This is a genomic window from Pseudomonas sp. NPDC096917, assembly GCF_044762555.1.
In the GTDB taxonomy this organism is placed as follows: Bacteria; Pseudomonadota; Gammaproteobacteria; order Pseudomonadales; family Pseudomonadaceae; genus Aquipseudomonas.
Genome location: NZ_JBIWEO010000011.1, coordinates 80,003 through 101,584 on the forward strand (window position 1 = coordinate 80,003; position 21,582 = coordinate 101,584).

Sequence of the window (21,582 nt, forward strand, 5' to 3'; positions counted from 1 at the left end):
TGCTTGGCGTCAGTCGTTATTGATCGCTTCCAGGATATTGCGTGCACGTTGAATCACCGGGGCGTCGATCATTTGCCCATCGAGTTGAAAGGCGCCTGCTTGATCTGCGCTCGCCAGCACGCGACGGGCCCAATCCACCTGAGTGAGGGTTGGCGCCAATGCCCGATGCACGACCTCGACTTGGCGCGGGTGAATACACAGCATTCCTGCGAACCCTTTGGTGTGTGCGCTCAAGACAAAGTGCTCAAGACCGACGGGGTCGTCGATGCGCGCATAGACGGTCTCCAGCGGTGGGGCCAAGCCAGCGAGACGACTGTGCTGCAACAGGGCGAACCGAACCTGATCGAGCATGCATTCAGCGCCAGCGGTGCCTGCAATCAAGCCGAGGTCCAGGCTCATGTCCAGGCCACCGTAGGTCAGCCGGTCTACACCCGAAACCCGAGAAATCGCGGCCAGCGTCTGCAACCCCAATGCGCTTTCGATAATAGGCAAAACCGGCTGGCCAGTAGTGGCAGCCCGGGCGACCTGTTCTGCGCTTTCAGCCTTGGGCAGCATGACGCCGCACACGCCGGATTGGCTTGCACAGAACGCCAGATCGGCTTCGTGCTGAGCATGGCTCGCCATATTGATTCGTACCCAAACGCGGGCGGTCGGCGTTGCTTGCAAAAACGCGCCGAGATTATCCCGGGACAGTGTTTTGTCCGACTCCTGCACGGCGTCCTCGAAATCGACGATCACGGCGTCGGCGCCACTGGCCCGCGCCTTGGCGAACCTTTCGGGCCGGTTGCCGGGCACGAATAGCGCCGAGCGCATTAGTTTGTGATTCATAATTCCTCTCCTTAGAAGCTGCGTGGCAGTTCAAGCAGATGCTCGGCGACGTAGGATAGAATCAGGTTGGTTGAGATTGGCGCCACCTGGTACAAACGTGTTTCACGAAATTTGCGCTCAACGTCGTATTCGCAGGCGAAGCCAAACCCGCCATGGGTTTGCAGGCAGGCATTGGCCGCTTCCCAAGAGGCCTTGGCCGCCAGGTATTTAGCCATGTTGGCGCTGGCCCCGGCGTTCTCGCCGCCGTCGTATTCCTCGCAGGCGCGCCAGCGCATTAGGTCTGCCGCTTCAATCTCGACATGGGCTTCGGCAATCGGGAACTGCACGCCCTGGTTCTGCCCGATCGGGCGCCCGAACACCACACGGTCGCGGGCATAGGCACTGGCTTTCTCGATAAACCAGCGACCGTCGCCAATGCATTCGGCGGCAATCAACGTACGCTCGGCGTTAAGCCCGTCGAGGATATAGCGAAAGCCCTTGCCTTCTTCGCCGATCAAACTGTCCAGCGGCAGCTCCAGATTGTCGAAGAACAGCTCGTTGGTCTCATGGTTGACCATGTTGGCGATGGGCTGCACGGTGAGCCCGTTGCCGATGGCTTCGCGCAAGTCGACAAGGAAAATCGACATGCCTTCGGATTTTTTCGTGACCTCGGCCAGCGGTGTGGTGCGTGCCAACAGGATCATCAGGTCCGAGTGCTGCACCCGCGAGATCCAGACCTTTTGGCCATTGATAACGTACTTGTCACCCTGCTTGACCGCCGTGGTCTTGATCTTGGTGGTGTCGGTGCCGGTGCTAGGCTCGGTCACGGCCATCGATTGCAGGCGCAATTCACCGGCGGCGAGCTTGGGCAGGTAATAGCGTTTTTGCGCTTCACTGCCGTGGCGCAGCAGGGTGAACATGTTGTACATCTGGCCGTGGACGGTACCGGAGTTGCCACCGCAAGCGTTCACTTCTTCGAGAATGATCGAAGCTTCTGCCAGGCCCAGACCTGATCCGCCGTACTCGGTGGGGATCATCGCCGACAGCCAGCCGGCATCGGTCAAGGCCTTGACGAAGGCTTGCGGGAAGCCTTTTTCTTCATCGACCTTGCGCCAGTAAGCTGCATCAAATTCGGCGCACAGGGCGCGTACGCCTTCGCGGATGGCATTGAAGTCTTCGTTGTTATTGGGGTTCATCTCAAGTCCTATGGAGTGATGCAAAACTCAGTCGAATTCGACGCTTGCGTGTTGGCTGATACCGGTCTCATCACCTGCCCACAGGTCGGCGAAACCTCTACGGGTATGGTGTCCACCGACCTTGAAGGGGGCGGGCGCTATGAGAGGGCGAATGCCGCGAAAGGAAAACTGTCGGACCCGTGCCAATGGGTTTGCCTGTACGAAAGCGGACAGGTTCAGGGTGGCGGTTAGCGGACCATGGACGACCAGGCCGGGATAACCTTCGGTACCGGTGACATAAGGCCAATCGAAATGGATGCGGTGGGCATTGAAAGTGACGGCGGAGTACCGGAACAGCAGCAGCGGGTCGGGGCTGATGTTTTCACTCCACTGCGTTTCGGGAAGCGGTTCACCGGCACTGAGCTTGGGTGGGTTCGGTTCACGGTAAACAATGTCTTGCTCTTCGCTGATGCACAGCTGCTCGTCTTGCCACAGATCATGAGCAAGCGTGACGAACAGCAAGGATCCGGTCCGGCCCTTTTTTTCTTCAATACGCTTGATCGTCGTGTTACGGCGGGCGGACGCACCGATCCGCAGAGAATGGATGAACTCGACCCGGCTGCCTGCCCACATGCGGTTACGTCCATACGCAGGCGGCATGAATTCGCCCAGCGTCGGATGCCCGTCAGGTCCGAGCTGGCGTTGTTCGGCGCAGTCATCAAAAAAGCACCAGTGCCACAGCCAAGGTAACTCCTGGCCGTCCGTTGGCGCGGGGACGTTGAACATCGCAGCGATGCGCCGCACCAATGGGAGGCTGAACTGGTCATTGCGCACCTGTGTTCGCCCGACCCACCTTCCCGGTTCGATATCTTGCATGCTGTGCTTCCCCTATTGGCTTCGGTTGCAAACAGAATGAAGGGGAGGGCAGTGGCGGGGAATTTGCTTTTGCGTAAGTCAGTGTGAAGCTTTGCCTAAGGCAGGGCGGGCAGGGTGCAACGCCGTCTTCCATTTTTTGAAATTGCTCCCGGCGACCGTGCCGATCATGCTGCTGCCAGGCTTTTGTGGGAGCAGGCGGCTATAAACATTTTTCTGAATACACGCCAGCAAGCGCTTTCGCTGTTTGCCAGCAAGGGCTACAGCAATGTCGGAATGCGCGAGCTGGCCTCGGCCTTGGGGATCAACTGTGGTTCGATCTACAACCACATCGAGAGCAAGGAAGCGTTGCTCTATGAGTTGTTTGAAGAGCTGCTGGAGTTGTTACTGACCAAGGCCACGCAGATACAGCGCAATACCGAGGCCCCTAAGCGGCTGCGTAAAATCATCGAGATGCACTTGAGCCTACAGGACCGCATGCCCTGCCATTTTAAGCTGCTGGAGCGGGAGTGGCGTCATCTAAGTGAGCCTTGGCTCGATCAGGCTGATGTTCATCGTGCGCGTTATGAACAGATCATCGGTGCAGCTATTGGCCCTTCAGCGTGCAGCCACGCCTGCACGAAAAGCATCGTCACGCTACTCAATCAAGCCCCCGCCTGGCTGCCAGCGTTAAGGCTTACGGTGAGCGCCCGCCTGGATATGGTGTACGCCATGGTCGAACTGATTATTGCCCAGGCGTTTAGCAATTCGAGGGGCCAGCGTACAGGTGGATCTACAATCCGGGCTTCTTAGCAAAAGCAAAAGGCCGGCTTTTAATAACGCAAATGGGCACATCGACACGGCTGGTTCATGCTCGGCCCCCTGGATGCACCCCCATAACAATAAGGATCGGCCCATGTTCTCCTGGTATAAAAGCGGCACCCCGCGTGAGAAGAAAACCTTTTGGGCCTGCTATGCCGGCTGGGCTCTGGACTCCTATGACATGCAGATGTTCAGCTTCCTGCTGCCCACGCTGATCGGGATTTGGGGGCTAACCAAAGGCGAGGCGGGCATTGTCGGGACATCGGCCTTGCTGTCTGCGGCCTTGGGTGGATGGATCGCGGGCATCCTGAGCGACCGCTTCGGGCGGGTGCGCATCCTGATTTTCACAGTGTGCTGGTTTACGTTCTTTGGCGTCGTCGCGGGGTTTTCTCAAAACTTTGAGCAATTGCTGGTCGCACGTACTCTCCAAGGCTTGGGCTTCGGCGGTGAATGGGCTATCGGTGTAGCGCTCATGGCCGAGGTCATCAATCCGAAAAATCGAGGGAGGGCGTTGGGTTTCGTGCAGTCCGGTTTCGCCTTGGGATGGGCCGGCGCGGTGCTGGTCGTCACCGGAATCCTGGCGTATTTCCCCGCGGAGTACGCCTGGCGTTTGGCGTTCTGGGTCGGTGTACTGCCCGCGCTGGTGGTGATTTTCATTCGGCGCAACGTCAAGGACTCGGACGCGTTCAAGCAATCGCAAAAGCTCGATACGGAGAAAGCCTCTATCGGAACCGTGTTTTCCTCCAAGTACATCAAGGTCAGTATGCTTGCCAGCTTGTTGGTGATCGGATTGCAGGCGGGCTGCTACGTGATTCTGGTCTGGACGCCTTCGATGATGGCCGAGCGCGGTGTTGTATCCGGGTCGCTTATCCTGACGATTCTGATCATGGCGCTAGGCAGTCTATGCGGCTTCGCTACCACCGCCTACATGTCAGACCGCCTCGGCCGACGGCCGACGCTGATGATCCTGTCGCTGGCCTCATGGATTGTCACCGTTGCCTATATGTTTGTACCGCTCAACCCACTGATAGCGCACGTCATGGGCTTTTTGGTCGGCGCGTTGGCGATCGGTATGTTTGCGGCGCTGGGCCCCTTCCTGAGCGAGTTATTCCCGACCCAGGTCCGCACCACGTGCATGGGGTTTTCATACAACGTCGGCAAATCGGTGGGCGCCATGGCTGTCACGGGGGTTGGGTTACTGGCTGCTAAATTCGGTCTATCCCAGTCTGTTGGCGCGTTTTGCCTTGTTGCTTACGCCATCGCGGTATTTGCCCTGCTGTTGTTACCCGAAACCAAGGGGGTACGGCTTGATGAACTTGAAATTGTTGATAACGGAGCCGGTCCGTCCCCACAACCGTTGTCCGGACAACGCACTTGAAGGAAATTCAAATGATTAGAATCGTCTATCTGCTGGCAAAGCCTCAAACCATGAACGATGCGGTCTTCAAACAGGAATGCAGGCGTCACTTTGAAATGAGTGAGGGTATCCCTGGCTTGCACAAATATGAGGTCAGGCTGGTGTCAGAGAACCCAAGCGACACCCACGTACCCTACCTTGAGGTGCCACCAGTGCATGCAATTGGGGAATGTTGGTTTCGCGATCAGGCCGACTATGAACTTTACATGGCGGCCGAAAAAAGGAAGGTTTGGTTTGAACACGGCAAAACGTTTATTGGCGGGCTCAAACCATTTGTAACTTGCGATGTGGTTTTGTAGTCAGTAGATGAAAAAACCAATAGAGATACATAGCTCCAGTGAACTCTGAAAATTACTGAAATATGGACCCTTCGCAGACCGTGTGACAATCTGCGCAGCGCTCAAAGAAAATGCTTCGTATCGAATGATGCGGAGCTTTTTTAGGGTCTACATCTAGGGATAGTCCCGCAGCCAGACCAGCGGTTGAGCAGCGCGTCATCGACTCAGGGTTATTACGTTGCGTTCCTGATATCAGCGACGAAGCGATTGTCATGAGTGTTCAGGAGCTGAACTGGTTGCTCGACGGTTTCGACCTCTGGTGCAACCGCCCTCATCAGGTTTTGACGCCGCGCTACGTGGCGTGACCCGGTATAATCCGGGCCATGATTTCTCTTCCCGATGACCTTCCTGATGATCCTGTTTTACTCAAGCAACTGCTGCTTGAGGCACTCAATCGCCAGGAGGAAACAGCCCAGGCTTATCAGACCCGCATCGTCGATCTGAAAGAACAAATCTAGTTGTTGCGCGATCGTCTGTTCGCACGCAAGTCTTAACAAACAGTCGAGCCCAATACCCCGCAACTGGCGCTGTTCAATGAGCCCGAAAGCGAGCCGATGCCGCTCGTTGATGATCCTGATGAAGAAGCTGTTGCTCCGTCACCTCGCCGTGGTAAACGCAAGCCTTTGTCGGCCGATCTACCGCGTATCGAAGTTATCCATGAATTGCCCGAACACGAACTGACGTGTGACTGCGGTTGCCGCAAATATGTTGTCGGCGAAGAAACCAGCGAGCAGTTGGATATCGTGCCGATGCAAATACGGGTCATAAAATATATCCGCAAGGTTTACGGTTGCCGTGGTTGTTAAGTTGCGCCGGTTACTGCTGACAAGCCGGCTCAGTTGATCGAAAAAAGTATGGCCAGCCCGAGTGTGTTGGCAATGTTGCTAACCACCAAGTATGTCGATGGATTGCCGTTACATCGCTTTGAAACGGTGCTGAGTCGGCACGGCATCGAAATCCCCCGTCAAACTTTGGCGCGCTGGGTGATCCAGTGCGGCGATCATTTCCAGCCGCTGCTGAACTTGATGCGCGAACGACTGCTGGAAAGTCCGGTGATTCATTGTGATGAAACCCGTGTTCAAGTATTGAAAGAACCGGATCGAGATCCAACTAGCCAATCTTGGATGTGGGTACAAGCCAGCGGCCCGCCAGATCGAAAAGTCGTGCTATTTGATTACACGTCCAGCCGTGCGCACGAAGTCCCGCTGCGTCTACTGGAAAGTTATCAGGGCTATGTCATGACAGATGATTACGCTGGGTATAACGCGTTGGCGTTGCAGTCAGGTGTGGAGCGTCTGGCGTGCAAGGCCCATGCACGCCGTAAGTTCGTGGACGCGCAAAAAGTGCAGCCCAAGGGCAAGACAGGACGTGCAGATATTGCCCTGACGATGATCAACAAACTGTATGGAGTCGAGCGTGAACTCAAGGAAGCCGATGATGAGCAGCGGTTTATCGCTCGCCAAGAAAAGAGCCTGCCGATCTTGGGTCAGTTGAAAGTCTGGCTGGATAAAACCCAATCCCAAGTGACGCCGCAAAGTGCCTTGGGCAGGGCGGTACATTACTTGGCGAATAACTGGAGCCGACTGGAGCGCTATGTCGAAGCGGGTTACTTGCCCATCGACAACAACGCGGCCGAAAGAGCGATCAAGCCGTTTGTCATTGGACGTAAGGCTTGGCTGTTCAGTGACACCGTCAACGGCGCCACTGCTAGCGCAAAGATCTACAGCTTGGTCGAGACCGCCAAAGTCAACGGCTACGAGCCCTATACGTGGCTACGCCACGTACTTGAGCGACTGCCGCAGGCATCGTCGGTTGAAGATTATGAAACCTTGCTGCCGTGGAGTTGCTCGCCAGAGATGCTGCGCTAGACCGTTAACCCATTGTTAGGCAGGTGGGGTTTATGGATCGCATACATAGGGTTGATATTTAATAAATTTTCGCCTTTCCACTCTCCCGCTCAGCATGTGGCTGAGCGGGGTGGAAGTGTTTGGTTGATTTAAAGCGCCGGTATGGATTGTTTTGTTTGTTTTTTTAAAAGGGCGGTGCGGAATAACTTTGTGGCAGGTATTTCGATAATTTTGTGAGTTGCTATGCCGCATGCTGTACAAAGAATGCACGAGAAAATAATCAAGATGTAAATATTAACGTTGTCAATAGCACCTGTTCGGGCTGCGGCGAACTTTATAGCACCAATCACTAGAAAGTGAGTCAGGTAGGTGGAGTATGAAGCATCCCCGATAGAGTTTATGGTTGCTCTAAGCCAGTTTGTTTTTATTTGGCTTATGTTGAGGAAGCAGAAAAATATAGCGACCGCAGGAATGCCATAATAGATAACTCTACTGTTGTCTCTTAGTGTTCTGTCTGCCATAGGGTAGGGTATTGTGAATGCTATAAGGGCAGTAGTTGCAATTACCAGTATGGCTATTAAAGCGGGTGGGTTGATAGCGAGTTTGTTGTGTTTGCTTTTGAAATGAATGCAAATGATTATTCCGCATATAAATTCAAGTGGGAGTGTTGATAAGAAAAACTCTTCAATGTAGTTGGTGGGGTTTAGGGTTAGCGCCCCAAGTGCCCACAAGCTAAGGGCGGATATAACAAGAGCTAATCCCCTGTTGCGTGGGGACAATAGGCAAATTGAAAATATAATATAAAAAACAACTTCGAAGGCCAGTGTCCATGCCACGGCCACTACTAAGGATGTTCCTGTTCCAATTTGCGAGGGTATGAATAATAAGGATTCTAGAATAAGTGAGTTGCTATATTGCATTGCGTAAAAAAGATGTGGGGCGATGTAAAGAATTATGGCTGTACACAGGGTGATTATAAAATACATTGGATAAATTCGTATAAATCGTTTTTTTAGGAATAGTGTTACTGATCTGGTACCCTTCCCAAAATCGTCCCAGTGCGCAAGCGCCATGATAAAGCCGCTCAACACAAAAAAAATGTCTACGCCAATGTTGGTAAGCTCGAAGTTTTTGGAGTGCGGCTGTGAATATCCAAGAAATAAGAATGAATGAATTACGAGCACGAGCGTAGCTGCCAGTCCTCGAAGTGAAGTGATGCCAACCAAACTCTTAGGTGTACTCATTCTGTCCTTATCCTTAATTTATTAAAATTGATGCAAATGCTACATCAGGCGCTGAGGGGATGCATCAACAGCCTTAGCGTCAATGCACAAGTTTAGTTATCAGTAAGGTGTAGGGGTGAGCGGCGGGAGGGGCTTTCTGGCGGTAGATCTAGAGGGACTTTTGCGGGGAAGCGTGAAACCAAGCTGAACACCGTAAAGCGTCGATTGCAGCGGGCGCTCACGTAAAGTGCTGTTATTAAGGTGTTTCATCGCCCTTGCAAGCATGGGGTGCTAGGGGTCGAGTGTTCGAATCACTCCGTCCCGACCATATAATTCAAGGGGTTGCGAGATTTTATCTCGCGACCCCTTTTTTATTTTTGGTGGTTTTTACTCCTACAAAACTACTGGCTTTCGGTGGAATCCTCACCGCTTCCGTTTGGGGTTGAAATCTCATTTGGTGGTCACTTGCACGGTATTTAGAACCACATTGTCGCCTTTTCTTGGCGCTTTTAGTATCTAAGGCACTCTTCGCTTAAGAGCCACCAACAGGTTTCCCATCAATTTGTACTCGTCAGACTGACGGAGCCTTCCTGCGGATCAGAAGTTCTTCTTGGCGGTACCCTAGCGGATTACCAGAACCTGAACGTATAAGCGACGATCAGGCGATTTTCGTCGACATCCGTCGTTTCGCTTCCGCGATAAGTGACATTGCGCCAGCGTAGGCTCAGGTTTCGTAAAGGCCCGCTCTGGATCACGTAGCCAATGTCGGTATTACGCTCCCACTCTTTGGCGCCAACCCCTCGAATATCGAAATCATCGCCTCGGATGTAGCGGGTCATCAGGGTGAGCCCGGGGATGCCCAGGGCGGCAAAGTCAAAGTCATAACGCAGTTGCCATGAGTCTTCTTTGGCGCGGACGAAGGGCTGGTAAGTGCCGTTGTTCAAGGCCCATGGGTCGGCGACCAACAGGTAGGGCAGGCCAGTGTCGCCGCTCTGGTTCTGATAGCCCAGCCCCAGAGAGTGGCCGCGGCTGCTCAAGGTGAACATGCCGCCCAGGTAGCGGTTATCGACGTTGGTCTGGCCCTCATCAGCGCTGGCGAAGTAGCGCAGGTCGGCCTTCAAGTTGACGCTTTCGCTTAAAGGCGTCTTGTACAGAAGACTTGCGGCATTCTGGCTGTAGTTGTCCTTCAGTTCGGCGCGATAAAACGTGGCGCTTAGGTTGGGCAGGAAGGCGTAGGTCACTCCGCCATAGTTGAAGCGGTCGGTGGGCACGCCGCCGGTGGAACCGTCGGCCGCCATGCGCAGGTCTTCGTAGTCGGACGAGTCGCGCTGATGGGCCTGGCGAAATTGCCCGGCAGTGAGGCTCAGGTTCTGAATGTCGGTGGAGACGAACTGGCCACCCCGGTAGGTTTGTGGCAGCAGGCGCGTGTCATTGCGAAACAGTATCGGCATCACCGGTTCGTGGTCGCCGAGGGTAACCAGGGTCTTGGCGACCTTGAGCTTGGCGGTCGGTGCCAGGAAGCTGTATTCATCGACGGGTTCGCCGGTCCGTTGATTGCGCTGCAGCACGCCGGTGCCGCTGCTGCCGCCACCGGAGTCGAGCTTGACGCCCACCAGCCCCAGTACATCCAGGCCTACACCAACCGTCCCTTCGGTGAATCCCGAATTGCCGCGCAGGATGAAACCTTGTGCCCAGTCTTCAGCTTTGCTTTGCGGTTTCCCGTCATGGCGCGGGCCATCAAACAGACCCGCATCGCGGTAGTCCCGGTTCATGTAGAAATTGCGGGTTTCCAAGCTCATATGACTGTCGCCGAGCAGGTCCGCCTGGGCCTGGGTGGTGAGCAATAACGCCGAGACAAAAGGGACTTTCAAGAAATACCGGGCACGAGTCGACCCGGCCAGATGCCCGGTGACGGGATTGGCTGTACGCATGATGAGAAGTTCCTGCCTGCTGTGAGTAGTTGTTGTTCAGCAGCCCCGCAAAGGGGCTTTCAGGTTTTCATAAACAGTGACGCTTCGGCGAGGGCAGGAAGGATGGGGTCAGCCTATTGCGCCTCGTCGTCTTGCTGCTCGTTGCCGAGCGATATGGCCGCCATGTCGTCTTGTAGTTTGTTGAGAAAATGCAGCAGGCTGATGCCGTCGTCGAAACTGAAGCTTTTCAGGCCCTGCTCGTAAAACGACTGGATCCGCTCCTGCAATGAATCCCAGAACGCCTTGCCGGTGTCAGTCAATTGCACCAGGCGCGCGCGCCCGTCGTCCGGGTGCGGCACGCGCAGCACATGGTTGTCGCGCTCCATGCGCTTGAGCACGCCGTCCAGGCTTTGTCGGCTGACGACTAGGTACTCGGTCAGTTCAAAGAACGAGATACCGCCTTCATAGCCTTGGCGTGAAAGTGCGCCAAGCACGGCCCATTGCACCGTGCTGATGCCCATTTCTTTCTGGACCTGCCTTTGCAGGACGTTGCCGGTCTGGAACAACCGGAAAAACAACCTGTTGGGGACGGATCGGGTGTCGCTGTTGTTCATGGATGCTCCTTGTCGGCTCCGTGAGGTCAAGCGCGGTTGCATGAGCGCCCGGCCTAGTAGAGCAGGCAGGGCGTCAATGGGGGACAAACTCGCGGGCAATGATATTTTTCATGATCTGTGCGGTGCCGTCACCGATTTGCAGGCCAAGTACATCGCGCAAGCGCTGGGCAAACGGCAGATCCTCACCGTAACCAGTGTGCCCGTGGGCCAGCAAACACTGCTTGACCACATCGAATGCGAGCTTCGGCCCCCACCATTTGTTCATGGCCGCCTCGGCATTGTGCGGCATATTATTATCCTTGAGCCACAAGGCGTAATAACACTGCAGGCGCGCAGCATGCACGTAGGTCTGCAATTCTGCCAGCGGATGAGTCAAACCCTGAAAGGTTGACAAGGCTTGGCCAAAGGCCTTGCGCTCGGTCAGCCACTGCCAGGTTTCATCCAGCGACTGCTGGGCCAGGGCCAGGCACTGCAGGCCGATCAGGGCGCGGCTGTAATCGAAGCCTTGCATGACCTGCTTGAAGCCCTTGTTCTCATCGCCCAGGCGATGGTTGACCGGCACTTGGACGTTGTCGAAAAAAATCGAGCCGCGACCGATGGCGCGTTCGCCGGTATCTTCGAAACGCGTGGTGCTGATGCCCGGCAGGTTCATCGGTACAAGAAAGGCGCTGATGCCGCTGGCGCGTTGTTCCACGGTGCCGGTGCGGGCGAAGACCACGGCGACGTCAGCCTGGTCAGCCATGGAAATGGAGGTTTTCTCGCCGTTCAGCACATAGACATCGCCATTGAGCTCGGCCTTCAGGCGCAGGCTGGCGGCATCCGACCCGCCGCTGGGTTCGGTCAGGGCGATGCAGGCGATCTTGCGTCCGGCGGTCATTTCGCCCAGCCACTCTCGGGCCAGCGAGGACTCGGCGTATTGGGCGATGATCTGGCCGTTGAGCGAAGTCAGCAGCGGGATATACGCCACATTGAAGTCGCCACGGGCCAGTTCTTCGATGATCAGGCCGGCGGTGACGCAGTCCAGGCCGCTGCCGCCGAAGGCTTCCGGCAGTTCGCCGCCGAGCAGGCCCATTTCGCCCATTTGCGCAATGACTTCACGCTCGATGCGGCCCTCGCGATCACGCTGACGGTAACCGGGGGCGAGGACGTCGGCGCTGAATCGTGCAACGCTTTCGCGGATGGCATTTTGTTGTTCTGTGAAGGCGAAATTCATGATGCTCTCCAGGACATTCAGGTGCTGTGCCGGCAACGGGATGGTTGCCGGCACAGGGCTCACTTGTAGAACTTGCGGAACTCGGGCTTGCGCTTTTCCTTGTAGGCTGCGACACCTTCCTTGGATTCTTCGGTGTCGTAGTACAGGCTCAGGGCTTGCATGCCGAGGCCACCGATACCGCCGATGTTGGCGCTGTCGGCATTGAACGAGCGCTTGGCGATGGACAGGGCGGTCGGGCTCTTCTCGAGAATCTCCTCGCACCACTTCTGCACTTCTTCATCGAGCTGCTCGTGAGGCACTACGGCGTTGACCAGGCCCCAGTCCAGTGCTTGTTGAGCGCTGTACTTGCGGCACAGGTACCAGATCTCGCGGGCACGTTTTTCGCCAATCAGGCGTGACAGATACGCGGTGCCGTAACCCGGATCGACCGAGCCGACTTTGGGGCCGACCTGGCCGAACACGGCTTTGTCGGAGGCGATGCTCAGGTCGCAGACCACGTGCAATACGTGCCCGCCGCCGATGGCAAAGCCGTTGACCCGGGCGATCACCGGCTTGGGCACTTCGCGGATCAGGTTCTGCAACTCTTCGACCGGCAGGCCGATCAAGCCGCGACCGTCGTACTGGCCTTCATGGGCGCCCTGGTCGCCGCCTGTGCAGAAAGCCTTGTCGCCGGCGCCAGTTAAGACGATGACGCCGATTTCCTTGTTCCAGCCGGCGCGGTTGAAGGCGTCGAGCAACTCCATGCAGGTCTGGCCGCGGAACGCGTTGTAGCACTCCGGGCGGTTGATGGTGATGGTGGCGACGCCGTTGAGTTCCTGGTAAAGGATGTCTTCGTAGCTCATTGCAATATCTCCTGGTAGTGGGGCGTCGGGCTTAGCCGGCCATCGTCAGTCCGCCGGACACGCTGATCACTTGTCCGGTGATGAAGTTGGCATCGTCGCTGGCGAGTAGAGCGATGATGCCCGGGTAGTCTTCGGGCTGGCCGAGGCGACGCATCGGCACAGCATTCTTGAACGCTTCCAGAAGCTTTTCCGGGTTGTTGGAGGTTTCGGCCACGCTCTTGAGCAGCGCAGTGTCGGTCGGGCCGGGGCAGACCACGTTGACGTTGATGTTCTTGGTCGCCAGTTCCCGCGCCAGGGTTTTACTCAAGCCCACCAGGCCCGCCTTGCAGGCGGCGTACACGGCCTCGCCCGAGGAGCCGACGCGGGCGGCATCGGAAGCGATGTTGATGACTTTGCCGCCCCCGGCCTCAAGCATTTTCGGCAACACCACGTGATGCATGTTCAGGGCACCGGTCAGGTTGATCGCAATCAGCTGTTCCCACTGTTTAGGCTCGGTCTTGAGGAAGGGCATAAAACGGTCGAAACCGGCGTTGTTGACCAGAACCGTCGGTACGCCCAGGTCTTTTTCGATCGAGGCCACGGTGTCGGTGATGGCGGCGTAATCGGTGATGTCGGCGGCGTAGGCAACCGCTTTGCCACCGGCTTCGCGGATCAGGTCGACGGTGGTTTGCGCGGCGGCGCTGTCGCGATCGAGCACGGCAATCAGGCTGCCTTCGGCGGCGAAACGCTGGCAGACGGCGCGCCCGATGCCACCGCCACCGCCGGTGATGATCACGGTTTTTCCACTAAGGCCTTTCATAGGGGCATTCTCCAGGTCAGTTGTAATGCATGATTCGAGTGAGTGCGTCAGCGGCGCCTGACCGGGTCGATGCGAATGCTCGCAGCCCGCTCATGCAGTTTGAATTTCTGGATTTTTCCGGACGGTGTGCGGGGCAGGGCAGGCAGCACTTCCAGGTATTCGGGCAAGTAGTTGCGCGACAGGTTGTGTTCGACCAGGAAGGCCACGGCGTCTTCGAGGCTCAGGTCCGTATAACCGCCATGCAAGGTGACGTAGGCACAGACACGTTCACCGAGACGCTCGTCGGGGCAGCCGACCAGTGCCACCGCCGAAATGGCCGGGTGCTTGTAGAGCAGGTTCTCGACCTCCACTACCGGGATGTTTTCGCCGCCACGAATCACCACATCCTTGGTCCGCCCGGTGATGCGGATATAGCCCTGGTCATCCATGCGGGCCAGGTCACCGGTGGCGAACCAGCCCTGGGCATCGACGCTATAAAGATCGGGGCGCTTGAGGTAACCGACGAACAGGCTGGCGCCGCGGACTTGCAGATGACCTTCTCTGCCAGCTGGAGTCTCAAGCCCGGCATCGTCGACCACCCGTACTGCCACCAGTGGCAGGGCCACGCCGTCGGTGAAAATGGCTCGCTGGGGATCGTCTTGCAGGCGGGTCATGGTGACGGCACCGGTTTCGGTCATGCCCCAGGCCGAGATGATTTTCGCGTTGAGGCTGTTGCCCGCCTTTTCCACCAGGGTTTCCGGAATCGGCGCGCCCGCCGAGACAAAAATCCGCAGGCTCGACAACGCATCACGATGTTCAGGTGCAAGCTCGATCAGGTCGGCGAGAAAAGGCGTCGACGCCATCGTGAAGGTCGGGCGCTCGGCGGCGATGATCTTCAGCGCGGTGCGTGCATCCCAGACATCCTGCAATACCGCTGACGCACCGAGGTAGATGGGCATCAGCATGCCGTACAGGAAACCGGTTTGATGCGCCATGGGTGAGGCCATGAAGATGATGTCGTCGCGGCCTAGCGCCAGGCGTTCGGCGTAGGGGCTGACGTTGTTCAGCAGGGTGCTGGAGGTATGCAGCACGCCCTTGGGCTCGCCGGTGGTGCCGGAGGTAAAGAGCAGTTGGACGATGTCATCGGCATGGGGTTGGCGCTGGGCAAACAGGCTCTGGGTATCGCAGCGTGTTTCCCATTCCTGGTTCAGCAGTTGCTGTTCAAAGCTGTTATCGCCGTCCGCACCGATCACCAGCACGTGGCGCAGTTCCGGCAATTCTGCGCGCAGGCCTTCCACCATGCCGGCGTAATCGAACCCCCGGAAGCGTTGCGGCACTATCAGCAGGTGACTGCGGGCGTGGTCGAGCATGAAGCGCAACTCGCGCTCACGAAAGATCGGCATCAGCGGATTGAACACCGCACCGAGGCGGGCGCAGGCCAGGAGCAAGGCGGTCATCTGCCAGCAGTTCGGTAACTGGCAAGACACCACGCCGCCTTTTTCCACACCCATGGCAGCCATGCCAGCTGCCATGCGAGTGACCACCGTATTCAGCTCGGCGTAGGTAAACGAGACAGGACTGTCCTCACCCGCCTGATAGCTGGTCAGGGCGAGGCCATCTGCGCCTCGGACAAGCTGCGTGCTCCATAAATCTGTAATGGACATGTCATTATGCGCACTAGTTCGGGAATGACGATCTGGTGGTGAGTCTGTGCAGATATTCATTACGAGGTCGACTCTTCAGGGTTGCAGTTATTGTTTTCATTGAATCTGGATGTGCCCTTTCGATGTGCTGAAGATAAGGCTTTGAAAATTAATATGTCAACATGTTGTCTTTATATTTTTCGGTGGATATAGTCGAAGCCAGCCCCGAATAACAAGAGGTAGGTGACATGGCTTTCCTGAACATCCTTGTCGAACAGCGAGCGGCCGTTGGCCTGATCCACCTTAATCGCCCGGCCGTCTACAACGCGCTCAACGACGCCTTGATGATCGAGCTGGGCCAGGCGTTGCTGGCCTTCGAGGCCGACGAGCAGATTCGAGCCATCGTCATTACCGGCAACGACAAAGCCTTCGCGGCTGGCGCCGACCTCAGCGAATTACAGTTCAAGGGCTTTGCCGATGTGTACCTGGAGAATTTCGTCACGGCCAACTGGGAAACCGTCACTCGCTGCCGCAAACCGGTGATTGCAGCGGTTGCCGGTCTGGCACTGGGCGGTGGCTGCGAGCTGGCGATGATGTGCGACATGATTATCGCCGCCGACAACGCCCGTTTTGGGCAGCCCGAAGTCAAGGTCGGCACGTTGCCCGGTGCCGGTGGTACCCAACGGCTGACCCGGGCCATCGGCAAGGCCAAGGCCATGGACTTGTGCCTGACCGGGCGCTTCATGGAGGTCGATGAGGCCGAGCGCCTGGGATTGATCAGCCGTGTGGTACCCCTGGCCGATCTGCTCGATGAAGCGGTGGCCGTGGCTGCGCAAATCGCCGGTTACCCGGCCATCGCGGTAAAGCTGAATAAGGAGGCGGTCAATCGCGCTTTCGAAACCACGCTGGCCGAGGGTGTGCAGTTCGAGCGGCGCTTGATGCACGCCAGCTTCGCCAGTCAGGACCAGAAGGAAGGCATGCAGGCCTTCGCGCAGAAGCGCAAGCCAGTGTGGACCCATCGCTGATTCCCGCGATTGATGGATCGGCAACCTACATACAACAAGAGCAATAGGAGCTGTCCGATGACTTCAGTCGTGCAACTGACCCGCGAGGGCGGCGTGGCCCTGATTCAGGTCAACAACCCGCCGGTCAATGCCTTGGGCCACGCCGTACGCGCCGGGCTGTTGGCAGCCTTCATGGAGGCGCAGCGCGACGAGCAGGTCGAGTTGATCATGCTCTGTTGCGCAGGCAAGACTTTTATCGCCGGGGCTGATATTCGCGAGTTCGGCCAGCCTGCCCAAGCGCCGATCCTGCAAGAACTGACCCTGGCAATTGAAAACTGCAACAAGCCTGTGCTGGCGGTGTTGCACGGATCAGTGCTGGGCGGCGGGCTGGAAGTTGCCCTGGCCTGTCATTACCGCATTGCCAACGGCGCCACCCGGCTTGGCTTGCCCGAAACCCGCCTGGGTCTGTTGCCTGGTGGTGGCGGCACCCAGCGCCTGCCGCGCCTGGTAGGTGTGGCCACAGCGCTGGAGATGATCATCGGAGGAGAGCCGATCGAGGCGCTACAAGCGCTGGATCTTGGCCTTGTCGATGCTCTGTACAGCGACAAGCCGCCGGTTGCTGGCCTCAAGCATGCCCGGCAACTGCTGGCCGAAAAGGCCCCGGTGCGGCGTGTTGGCCAGGCTGCGGTGCCCACTGAACCTGCCGAGGCGAACGCCTTGTTTGCCGCGCAGCGCAGCGAAATCGTCCGCACTCGGCCCGATTCTTTTTCAGCGCCGCGCTGCGTCGCCGCGATCGAGGCGGCGACCCGGCTGCCCTTGATCGAAGGCCTTCTACATGAGCGCGCGCTGTTTCTCGAATGCATGGCCTCACCCCAGCGCGCGGCGCTGATCGAAGACTTCTTTGCCCGGCGCCAGGCGGCCAAGAACCGCCAGAGCTGAACCCGCGGCCAGCCTGGTGTTGGCCTGATCACCGATCGAGGACTTTGCATGGACATTCATTACACATCTGCCGAACTTGAGTTCCGCACCGAGGTGCGTGCCTTTCTGCGTGACGCGCTGCCGGCAGACATAGCCACCAAAGTTCGCCTGGGCAAGCGTCTGAGCAAAGAAGACCACCAACGCTGGCAGCGGATCCTCGCCCGGCGCGGCTGGTACGCAGCCAATTGGCCAAAGGCCTTTGGTGGCACTGGCTGGGGCGTGGTGCAAAAACACATTTTCGAAGAGGAGTGTGCAGCCTTCGGTGCGCCGCGCCTGATCTCCTTCGGTGTCAACATGGTTGCGCCGGTGATCATGAAGTTCGGCAACCCGGCGCAGCAGGCGCATTACCTGCCGCGGATTCTGTCGGGCGAAGACTGGTGGTGCCAGGGCTATTCCGAACCGGGCGCAGGCTCGGACCTGGCCAGCCTCAAGACCCGCGCCGTGCGTGAGGGCGACCACTATGTGGTCAACGGCCAGAAAACCTGGACCACCCTGGGCCAGCACGCCAACATGATTTTCTGCCTGGTACGCACCGACAGTGAAGCCCAGCAGCAGCGGGGCATTTCCTTCTTGCTGATCGATATGACCACCCCCGGTATCAGCGTGCGGCCGATCATCACCCTTGAGGGCGAGCATGAGGTCAACGAAGTGTTCTTCGACAACGTGCGCGTGCCGGTGGAGAACCTGGTGGGTGAAGAGAACCAGGGCTGGACCTGCGCCAAGTACCTGCTGACCCACGAGCGCACCGGGCAGGCCGGCATCGGCCAGTCCAAGGCCGCACTGGCGCACCTCAAACAGGTGGCTGGGCAGGAGTTGCGCAACGGTCGGCCACTGCTGGACGACCTGCAGTTTCGATTGCAGGTCGCCGAGGTGGAGATTCAGCTGCTGGCCATCGAGATGAGCACCTTGCGCATCCTCGCTGCCGCCCAGGCTGGCGGTGTGCCCGGTGCCGAAAGCTCGATCCTGAAGATCAAGGGTTCGGAAATTCGCCAGGCCATCAGCCACTTGCTGCGCAAGGCGTTGGGCGTCAAGGCATTGCCTTTCGTCGAAGCGGAACTGCATGACGATTTTGCCGGAACCCCATTGCACGCCGACTACAGCGCCGCCCCCGCCAGCCAGTATTTCAATCTGCGCAAGCTGTCTATCTACGGCGGCTCAAATGAAATTCAAAAGAACATCATCGCCAAGATGATTCTTGAGCTTTAAGGAGGTAAGCAATGGACTTCACACTCAGCTCCGAGCAGCAGATGCTACAAGATACCGTGGCCCGACTGGCCCGCGATCACTACAGCTTCGAAGCCCGCGAAGGCTACTACCACAGCGAAGCCGGCAGGAGCCCGGCGTTCTGGAACCAGATGGCCGAACTGGGCCTGTGTTCGGTGCCGATTGCCCAGGAATATGGCGGCTTCGGTGGCAGCGGCGTGGACAACATGCTGATCATGACCGAGCTCGGTCGCAACCTGTGCCTGGAGCCGTTCTTGCAGTCGCAGATTCACGCGGCCGGTCTGCTGCAGCAACTGGGCGATGCCAGCCAACAGGCAGACCTGTTGCCGCAAGTGGCTGAAGGCTCGCTGCAACTGGCGGTGGCTTTGGAAGAACTGCAAAGCCACTACCAATTGCACGATGTGCTGACCCAGGCGCGCCCGGTCGAGGGGGGCTGGTGTCTGTCCGGACGCAAGATTGCAGTGGTTGGCGCTGCCAGTGCGGGGTTGATCCTGGTGTCGGCGCGCACCGGCGGTGATGCTCGTTGCGAACAAGGCATCAGCCTGTTTCTGGTCAAGGCGCAAGCCCAGGGGCTGCAGCGTCGCGATTACCCCTGCATCGATGGCCCGCGTGCCAGCGACCTGATCCTGGACGATGTGTTTGTGGCCAGCGCTGCGCTGCTGGGCAACGTCGGCGAGGCCCTGCCGGCCCTGCGTTATCAGCAGGGTCGCGCCATCGCCGGGCAATGCGCCGAAGCCATTGGTGGCATGCAGGAAGCCTTTCGCCTGACCCTCGACTACCTCAAGACACGCAAGCAATTCGGCGCACCCATTGGCAAGTTCCAGGTGTTGCAACATCGCATGGCCGACATGCGCGGCGAGCTGGAGCTGGCCACCTCAATGGCCATCCTCGCCGCCTGCGTGGCCGATCAGGCGGACAGCGACGAACGCAGCCGGCAACTGGCCGCCGCCAAATTCGTGGTGGTCCGCGCCGCACGCCTGATCGCCGAGCAAGCGATCCAGTTGCACGGCGGTATCGGCATGACCTGGGAATACAGCCTGGCCCATCACGCCAAGCGCCTGGTGATGTTGAGTCATCAATTGGGCGATGACGATCACCATTTGCAGGCTTACGCCGAGCTGCTGCACAGCGCCTGATCAATCACTGAAAAAGCGGTGACCGCCTCCGGCAGGTCACCGCGCCAAGACGGGAACACACTATGAAAGTACTGGTGGCGGTAAAGCGTGTGGTGGATTTCAACGTCAAGGTCCGCGTCAAGGCGGACAACTCCGGCGTCGACCTGGCCAACGTCAAGATGGCGATGAATCCCTTCTGTGAAATTGCCGTGGAAGAGGCTGTGTGCCTGAAAGAACAAGGTATTGCCACTGAGGTTGTGGTTGTGAGCATCGGCAGCAGCGCGGCACAGGAGCAACTGCGCACGGCGCTGGCCCTGGGTGCCGACCGCGCCATGCTCGTCGAGTCTGCCGACGATCTGACTTCCCTGGCCGTGGCCAAGCTATTGAAAGCTGTTGTCGACAAGGAACAGCCTCAACTGGTGATCCTCGGCAAGCAGTCTATCGACAGTGATAACAACCAGACCGGCCAGATGCTTGCCGCATTGAGCGGCTACGGTCAGGGCACTTTTGCTTCGAAAGTCGCCATCAGCGGCGACAGCGTTGCGGTGACCCGCGAAATTGACGGCGGCGCACAGACGGTTGCCCTGAAACTGCCGGCCATCGTCACCACCGACCTGCGTTTGAACGAACCGCGCTACGCGTCGCTGCCCAACATCATGAAAGCCAAGAAGAAGCCGCTGGAGGTGCTCACACCCAGCGCACTGGGCGTCAGCTGCGCTTGCACCGTGCACACCTTGAAAGTCGAAGCGCCGGCTGCTCGTAGCGCCGGGATCAAGGTCAAGTCGGTGGCCGAACTGGTCGAAAAACTGAAAAACGAGGCGAAGGTAATCTAATGGCTATCCTGGTTATCGCTGAACACACCCACGCAGCACTGGCAACGGCCACCCTTCATACAGTGACCGCTGCGCAGCAGATCGTGGGCGACATTCATGTGCTGGTCGCAGGTCAGGGCGTTGGTGCCGTGGCAGAAGCGGCGGCGAAGGTGGCTGGCGTGACGAAAGTGCTGCTGGCCGACAACGCCGCCTACGCTCACCAACTGCCGGAAAACGTCGCGCCTTTGGTAGTCGCTCTTGTTCAAGAAGCAGGGGCTGACAGCTACAGCCACATCCTGGCTGCCGCCACCAGTAACGGTAAAAACATTTTGCCGCGAGTTGCCGCGCAACTGGATGTGGACCAGATCTCCGAGATCATCGCGGTGGAAAGCGCCGACACCTTCAAGCGCCCGATCTATGCAGGTAACGCCATCGCAACGGTGCAGTCGTCTGCCGCCGTAAAGGTGATCACTGTGCGCGGTACCGGGTTCGACGCCGCTGCCGCCGAAGGTGGAAAAGCCGTCATCGAAACGCTCGCCATGGTCATCGATAGCGGTCAGTCGGCTTTCCTCAGTGAAGAGCTGGCCAAGTCCGATCGCCCGGAGCTGACCGCCGCGAAGATTGTCGTGTCGGGCGGGCGTGGCATGCAGAGCGGCGACAACTTCAAACACCTCTATGCGCTGGCGGACAAGCTCCGCGCGGGTGTGGGGGCGTCGCGCGCCGCCGTCGATGCCGGTTTTGTGCCGAACGACATGCAGGTCGGCCAGACCGGCAAGATCGTGGCGCCGCAGTTGTACATCGCCGTGGGCATCTCCGGCGCGATCCAGCACCTGGCTGGCATGAAGGATTCCAAGGTCATCGTGGCGATCAACAAGGACGAAGAGGCGCCGATCTTCCAGGTGGCCGACTACGGCCTGGTGGCGGATCTGTTCGACGCCGTGCCGGAACTGGAACGGGCGATCTGAGGA

The 21,582-nt window shown here is 58.0% G+C and carries 19 protein-coding genes and 1 pseudogene; 10 read left to right on the plus strand and 10 right to left on the minus strand.

All coding sequences use genetic code 11. From position 1 onward, the window contains the following. Positions 1 to 9: 9 nt before the first annotated feature. Genes ACIQYF_RS14580 through ACIQYF_RS14590 form a run of 3 tightly spaced genes read right to left on the minus strand, consistent with a single transcriptional unit; the run spans position 10 to position 2,858 of the window. Positions 10 to 828 (minus strand): HpcH/HpaI aldolase/citrate lyase family protein, encoded by an 819-nt coding sequence (locus ACIQYF_RS14580; protein ID WP_402862824.1) that lies wholly within the window; start codon positions 826 to 828, stop codon positions 10 to 12. Between the two features lie 11 nt (positions 829 to 839). Continuing rightward, the gene (locus ACIQYF_RS14585) at positions 840 to 2,003 is read right to left on the minus strand and encodes an acyl-CoA dehydrogenase family protein (protein WP_402862827.1); all 1,164 of its coding nucleotides are present in this window, start codon (positions 2,001 to 2,003) and stop codon (positions 840 to 842) included. A gap of 27 nt (positions 2,004 to 2,030) precedes the next feature. Further along, a complete protein-coding gene (locus ACIQYF_RS14590) occupies positions 2,031 to 2,858 on the minus strand; it encodes a MaoC family dehydratase N-terminal domain-containing protein (protein ID WP_402862830.1) in 828 nt (275 codons plus the stop codon). A gap of 114 nt (positions 2,859 to 2,972) precedes the next feature. Between ACIQYF_RS14590 and ACIQYF_RS14595 the strand changes: the two genes are divergently transcribed. From ACIQYF_RS14595 to tnpC, 4 genes and pseudogenes are all read left to right on the plus strand, one after another. Then, positions 2,973 to 3,647: a TetR/AcrR family transcriptional regulator gene (locus tag ACIQYF_RS14595; protein ID WP_402862833.1), complete on the plus strand. Its 675-nt coding sequence runs from the start codon at positions 2,973 to 2,975 to the stop codon at positions 3,645 to 3,647. 103 nt (positions 3,648 to 3,750) lie between these two features. Then, positions 3,751 to 5,034, plus strand: coding sequence for an MFS transporter (locus ACIQYF_RS14600; protein ID WP_402862836.1), 1,284 nt, complete (start codon positions 3,751 to 3,753; stop codon positions 5,032 to 5,034). Between the two features lie 11 nt (positions 5,035 to 5,045). Next, on the plus strand, positions 5,046 to 5,372 hold the full coding sequence (locus ACIQYF_RS14605) for a 4-methylmuconolactone methylisomerase (protein ID WP_402862839.1): 327 nt from the start codon (positions 5,046 to 5,048) through the stop codon (positions 5,370 to 5,372). Positions 5,373 to 5,734: 362 nt separating this feature from the next. Continuing rightward, positions 5,735 to 7,279: pseudogene (gene tnpC / locus ACIQYF_RS14610) on the plus strand (IS66 family transposase). Positions 7,280 to 7,407: 128 nt separating this feature from the next. Here the strand turns inward: tnpC and ACIQYF_RS14615 are convergent. From ACIQYF_RS14615 to ACIQYF_RS14645, 7 genes are all read right to left on the minus strand, one after another. Then, positions 7,408 to 8,502 (minus strand): acyltransferase family protein, encoded by a 1,095-nt coding sequence (locus ACIQYF_RS14615; protein ID WP_402862842.1) that lies wholly within the window; start codon positions 8,500 to 8,502, stop codon positions 7,408 to 7,410. Between the two features lie 608 nt (positions 8,503 to 9,110). Continuing rightward, positions 9,111 to 10,412: an OprD family porin gene (locus tag ACIQYF_RS14620; protein ID WP_402862845.1), complete on the minus strand. Its 1,302-nt coding sequence runs from the start codon at positions 10,410 to 10,412 to the stop codon at positions 9,111 to 9,113. Positions 10,413 to 10,525: 113 nt separating this feature from the next. After that, on the minus strand, positions 10,526 to 11,005 hold the full coding sequence (locus ACIQYF_RS14625; protein WP_402862848.1) for a MarR family winged helix-turn-helix transcriptional regulator: 480 nt from the start codon (positions 11,003 to 11,005) through the stop codon (positions 10,526 to 10,528). A gap of 73 nt (positions 11,006 to 11,078) precedes the next feature. Next, positions 11,079 to 12,218, minus strand: coding sequence for a cyclohexanecarboxyl-CoA dehydrogenase (aliB, locus tag ACIQYF_RS14630; protein WP_402862851.1), 1,140 nt, complete (start codon positions 12,216 to 12,218; stop codon positions 11,079 to 11,081). A 59-nt stretch (positions 12,219 to 12,277) separates the two neighbouring features. Then, positions 12,278 to 13,060: an enoyl-CoA hydratase-related protein gene (locus ACIQYF_RS14635; protein WP_402862854.1), complete on the minus strand. Its 783-nt coding sequence runs from the start codon at positions 13,058 to 13,060 to the stop codon at positions 12,278 to 12,280. Between the two features lie 31 nt (positions 13,061 to 13,091). Continuing rightward, positions 13,092 to 13,859, minus strand: coding sequence for an SDR family NAD(P)-dependent oxidoreductase (locus ACIQYF_RS14640; RefSeq protein ID WP_402862857.1), 768 nt, complete (start codon positions 13,857 to 13,859; stop codon positions 13,092 to 13,094). A gap of 47 nt (positions 13,860 to 13,906) precedes the next feature. Next, positions 13,907 to 15,502: an AMP-binding protein gene (locus ACIQYF_RS14645; RefSeq protein WP_402862860.1), complete on the minus strand. Its 1,596-nt coding sequence runs from the start codon at positions 15,500 to 15,502 to the stop codon at positions 13,907 to 13,909. Positions 15,503 to 15,729: 227 nt separating this feature from the next. On the opposite strand from ACIQYF_RS14645, the gene ACIQYF_RS14650 reads away from it, so the two are divergent. The 6 genes from ACIQYF_RS14650 (at position 15,730) to ACIQYF_RS14675 (ending at position 21,579) form a co-directional block, all read left to right on the plus strand. Continuing rightward, positions 15,730 to 16,506: an enoyl-CoA hydratase gene (locus tag ACIQYF_RS14650; protein ID WP_402862866.1), complete on the plus strand. Its 777-nt coding sequence runs from the start codon at positions 15,730 to 15,732 to the stop codon at positions 16,504 to 16,506. 57 nt (positions 16,507 to 16,563) lie between these two features. Further along, positions 16,564 to 17,424 (plus strand): enoyl-CoA hydratase/isomerase family protein, encoded by an 861-nt coding sequence (locus ACIQYF_RS14655; protein ID WP_402862869.1) that lies wholly within the window; start codon positions 16,564 to 16,566, stop codon positions 17,422 to 17,424. Positions 17,425 to 17,472: 48 nt separating this feature from the next. Then, positions 17,473 to 18,669: an acyl-CoA dehydrogenase family protein gene (locus ACIQYF_RS14660; RefSeq protein ID WP_402862872.1), complete on the plus strand. Its 1,197-nt coding sequence runs from the start codon at positions 17,473 to 17,475 to the stop codon at positions 18,667 to 18,669. 11 nt (positions 18,670 to 18,680) lie between these two features. Continuing rightward, complete coding sequence (locus ACIQYF_RS14665) at positions 18,681 to 19,823, plus strand: acyl-CoA dehydrogenase family protein (protein ID WP_402862875.1); 1,143 nt, start codon at positions 18,681 to 18,683, stop codon at positions 19,821 to 19,823. A gap of 62 nt (positions 19,824 to 19,885) precedes the next feature. Further along, positions 19,886 to 20,635, plus strand: a complete 750-nt coding sequence (locus ACIQYF_RS14670; protein ID WP_402862878.1) for an electron transfer flavoprotein subunit beta/FixA family protein — start codon at positions 19,886 to 19,888, stop codon at positions 20,633 to 20,635. Next, positions 20,635 to 21,579, plus strand: a complete 945-nt coding sequence (locus ACIQYF_RS14675; protein ID WP_402862881.1) for an electron transfer flavoprotein subunit alpha/FixB family protein — start codon at positions 20,635 to 20,637, stop codon at positions 21,577 to 21,579. Before ACIQYF_RS14670 ends, ACIQYF_RS14675 begins: the two co-directional genes overlap by 1 nt. Positions 21,580 to 21,582 lie beyond the last annotated feature (3 nt).

What these genes read in the sequence shown, in the direction of transcription:
- ACIQYF_RS14590 (WP_402862830.1), bottom strand. Translation starts at nt 2,858, where the DNA reads ATGCAAGATATCGAACCGGGAAGGTGGGTCGGGCGAACACAGGTGCGC.
- aliB (WP_402862851.1), bottom strand. Translation starts at nt 12,218, where the DNA reads ATGAATTTCGCCTTCACAGAACAACAAAATGCCATCCGCGAAAGCGTT.
- ACIQYF_RS14670 (WP_402862878.1), top strand. Translation starts at nt 19,886, where the DNA reads ATGAAAGTACTGGTGGCGGTAAAGCGTGTGGTGGATTTCAACGTCAAG.
- ACIQYF_RS14600 (WP_402862836.1), top strand. Translation starts at nt 3,751, where the DNA reads ATGTTCTCCTGGTATAAAAGCGGCACCCCGCGTGAGAAGAAAACCTTT.
- ACIQYF_RS14665 (WP_402862875.1), top strand. Translation starts at nt 18,681, where the DNA reads ATGGACTTCACACTCAGCTCCGAGCAGCAGATGCTACAAGATACCGTG.
- ACIQYF_RS14650 (WP_402862866.1), top strand. Translation starts at nt 15,730, where the DNA reads ATGGCTTTCCTGAACATCCTTGTCGAACAGCGAGCGGCCGTTGGCCTG.
- ACIQYF_RS14620 (WP_402862845.1), bottom strand. Translation starts at nt 10,412, where the DNA reads ATGCGTACAGCCAATCCCGTCACCGGGCATCTGGCCGGGTCGACTCGT.
- ACIQYF_RS14645 (WP_402862860.1), bottom strand. Translation starts at nt 15,502, where the DNA reads ATGTCCATTACAGATTTATGGAGCACGCAGCTTGTCCGAGGCGCAGAT.
- ACIQYF_RS14660 (WP_402862872.1), top strand. Translation starts at nt 17,473, where the DNA reads ATGGACATTCATTACACATCTGCCGAACTTGAGTTCCGCACCGAGGTG.
- ACIQYF_RS14655 (WP_402862869.1), top strand. Translation starts at nt 16,564, where the DNA reads ATGACTTCAGTCGTGCAACTGACCCGCGAGGGCGGCGTGGCCCTGATT.
- ACIQYF_RS14625 (WP_402862848.1), bottom strand. Translation starts at nt 11,005, where the DNA reads ATGAACAACAGCGACACCCGATCCGTCCCCAACAGGTTGTTTTTCCGG.
- ACIQYF_RS14615 (WP_402862842.1), bottom strand. Translation starts at nt 8,502, where the DNA reads ATGAGTACACCTAAGAGTTTGGTTGGCATCACTTCACTTCGAGGACTG.
- ACIQYF_RS14585 (WP_402862827.1), bottom strand. Translation starts at nt 2,003, where the DNA reads ATGAACCCCAATAACAACGAAGACTTCAATGCCATCCGCGAAGGCGTA.
- ACIQYF_RS14605 (WP_402862839.1), top strand. Translation starts at nt 5,046, where the DNA reads ATGATTAGAATCGTCTATCTGCTGGCAAAGCCTCAAACCATGAACGAT.
- ACIQYF_RS14640 (WP_402862857.1), bottom strand. Translation starts at nt 13,859, where the DNA reads ATGAAAGGCCTTAGTGGAAAAACCGTGATCATCACCGGCGGTGGCGGT.
- ACIQYF_RS14675 (WP_402862881.1), top strand. Translation starts at nt 20,635, where the DNA reads ATGGCTATCCTGGTTATCGCTGAACACACCCACGCAGCACTGGCAACG.
- ACIQYF_RS14580 (WP_402862824.1), bottom strand. Translation starts at nt 828, where the DNA reads ATGAATCACAAACTAATGCGCTCGGCGCTATTCGTGCCCGGCAACCGG.
- ACIQYF_RS14635 (WP_402862854.1), bottom strand. Translation starts at nt 13,060, where the DNA reads ATGAGCTACGAAGACATCCTTTACCAGGAACTCAACGGCGTCGCCACC.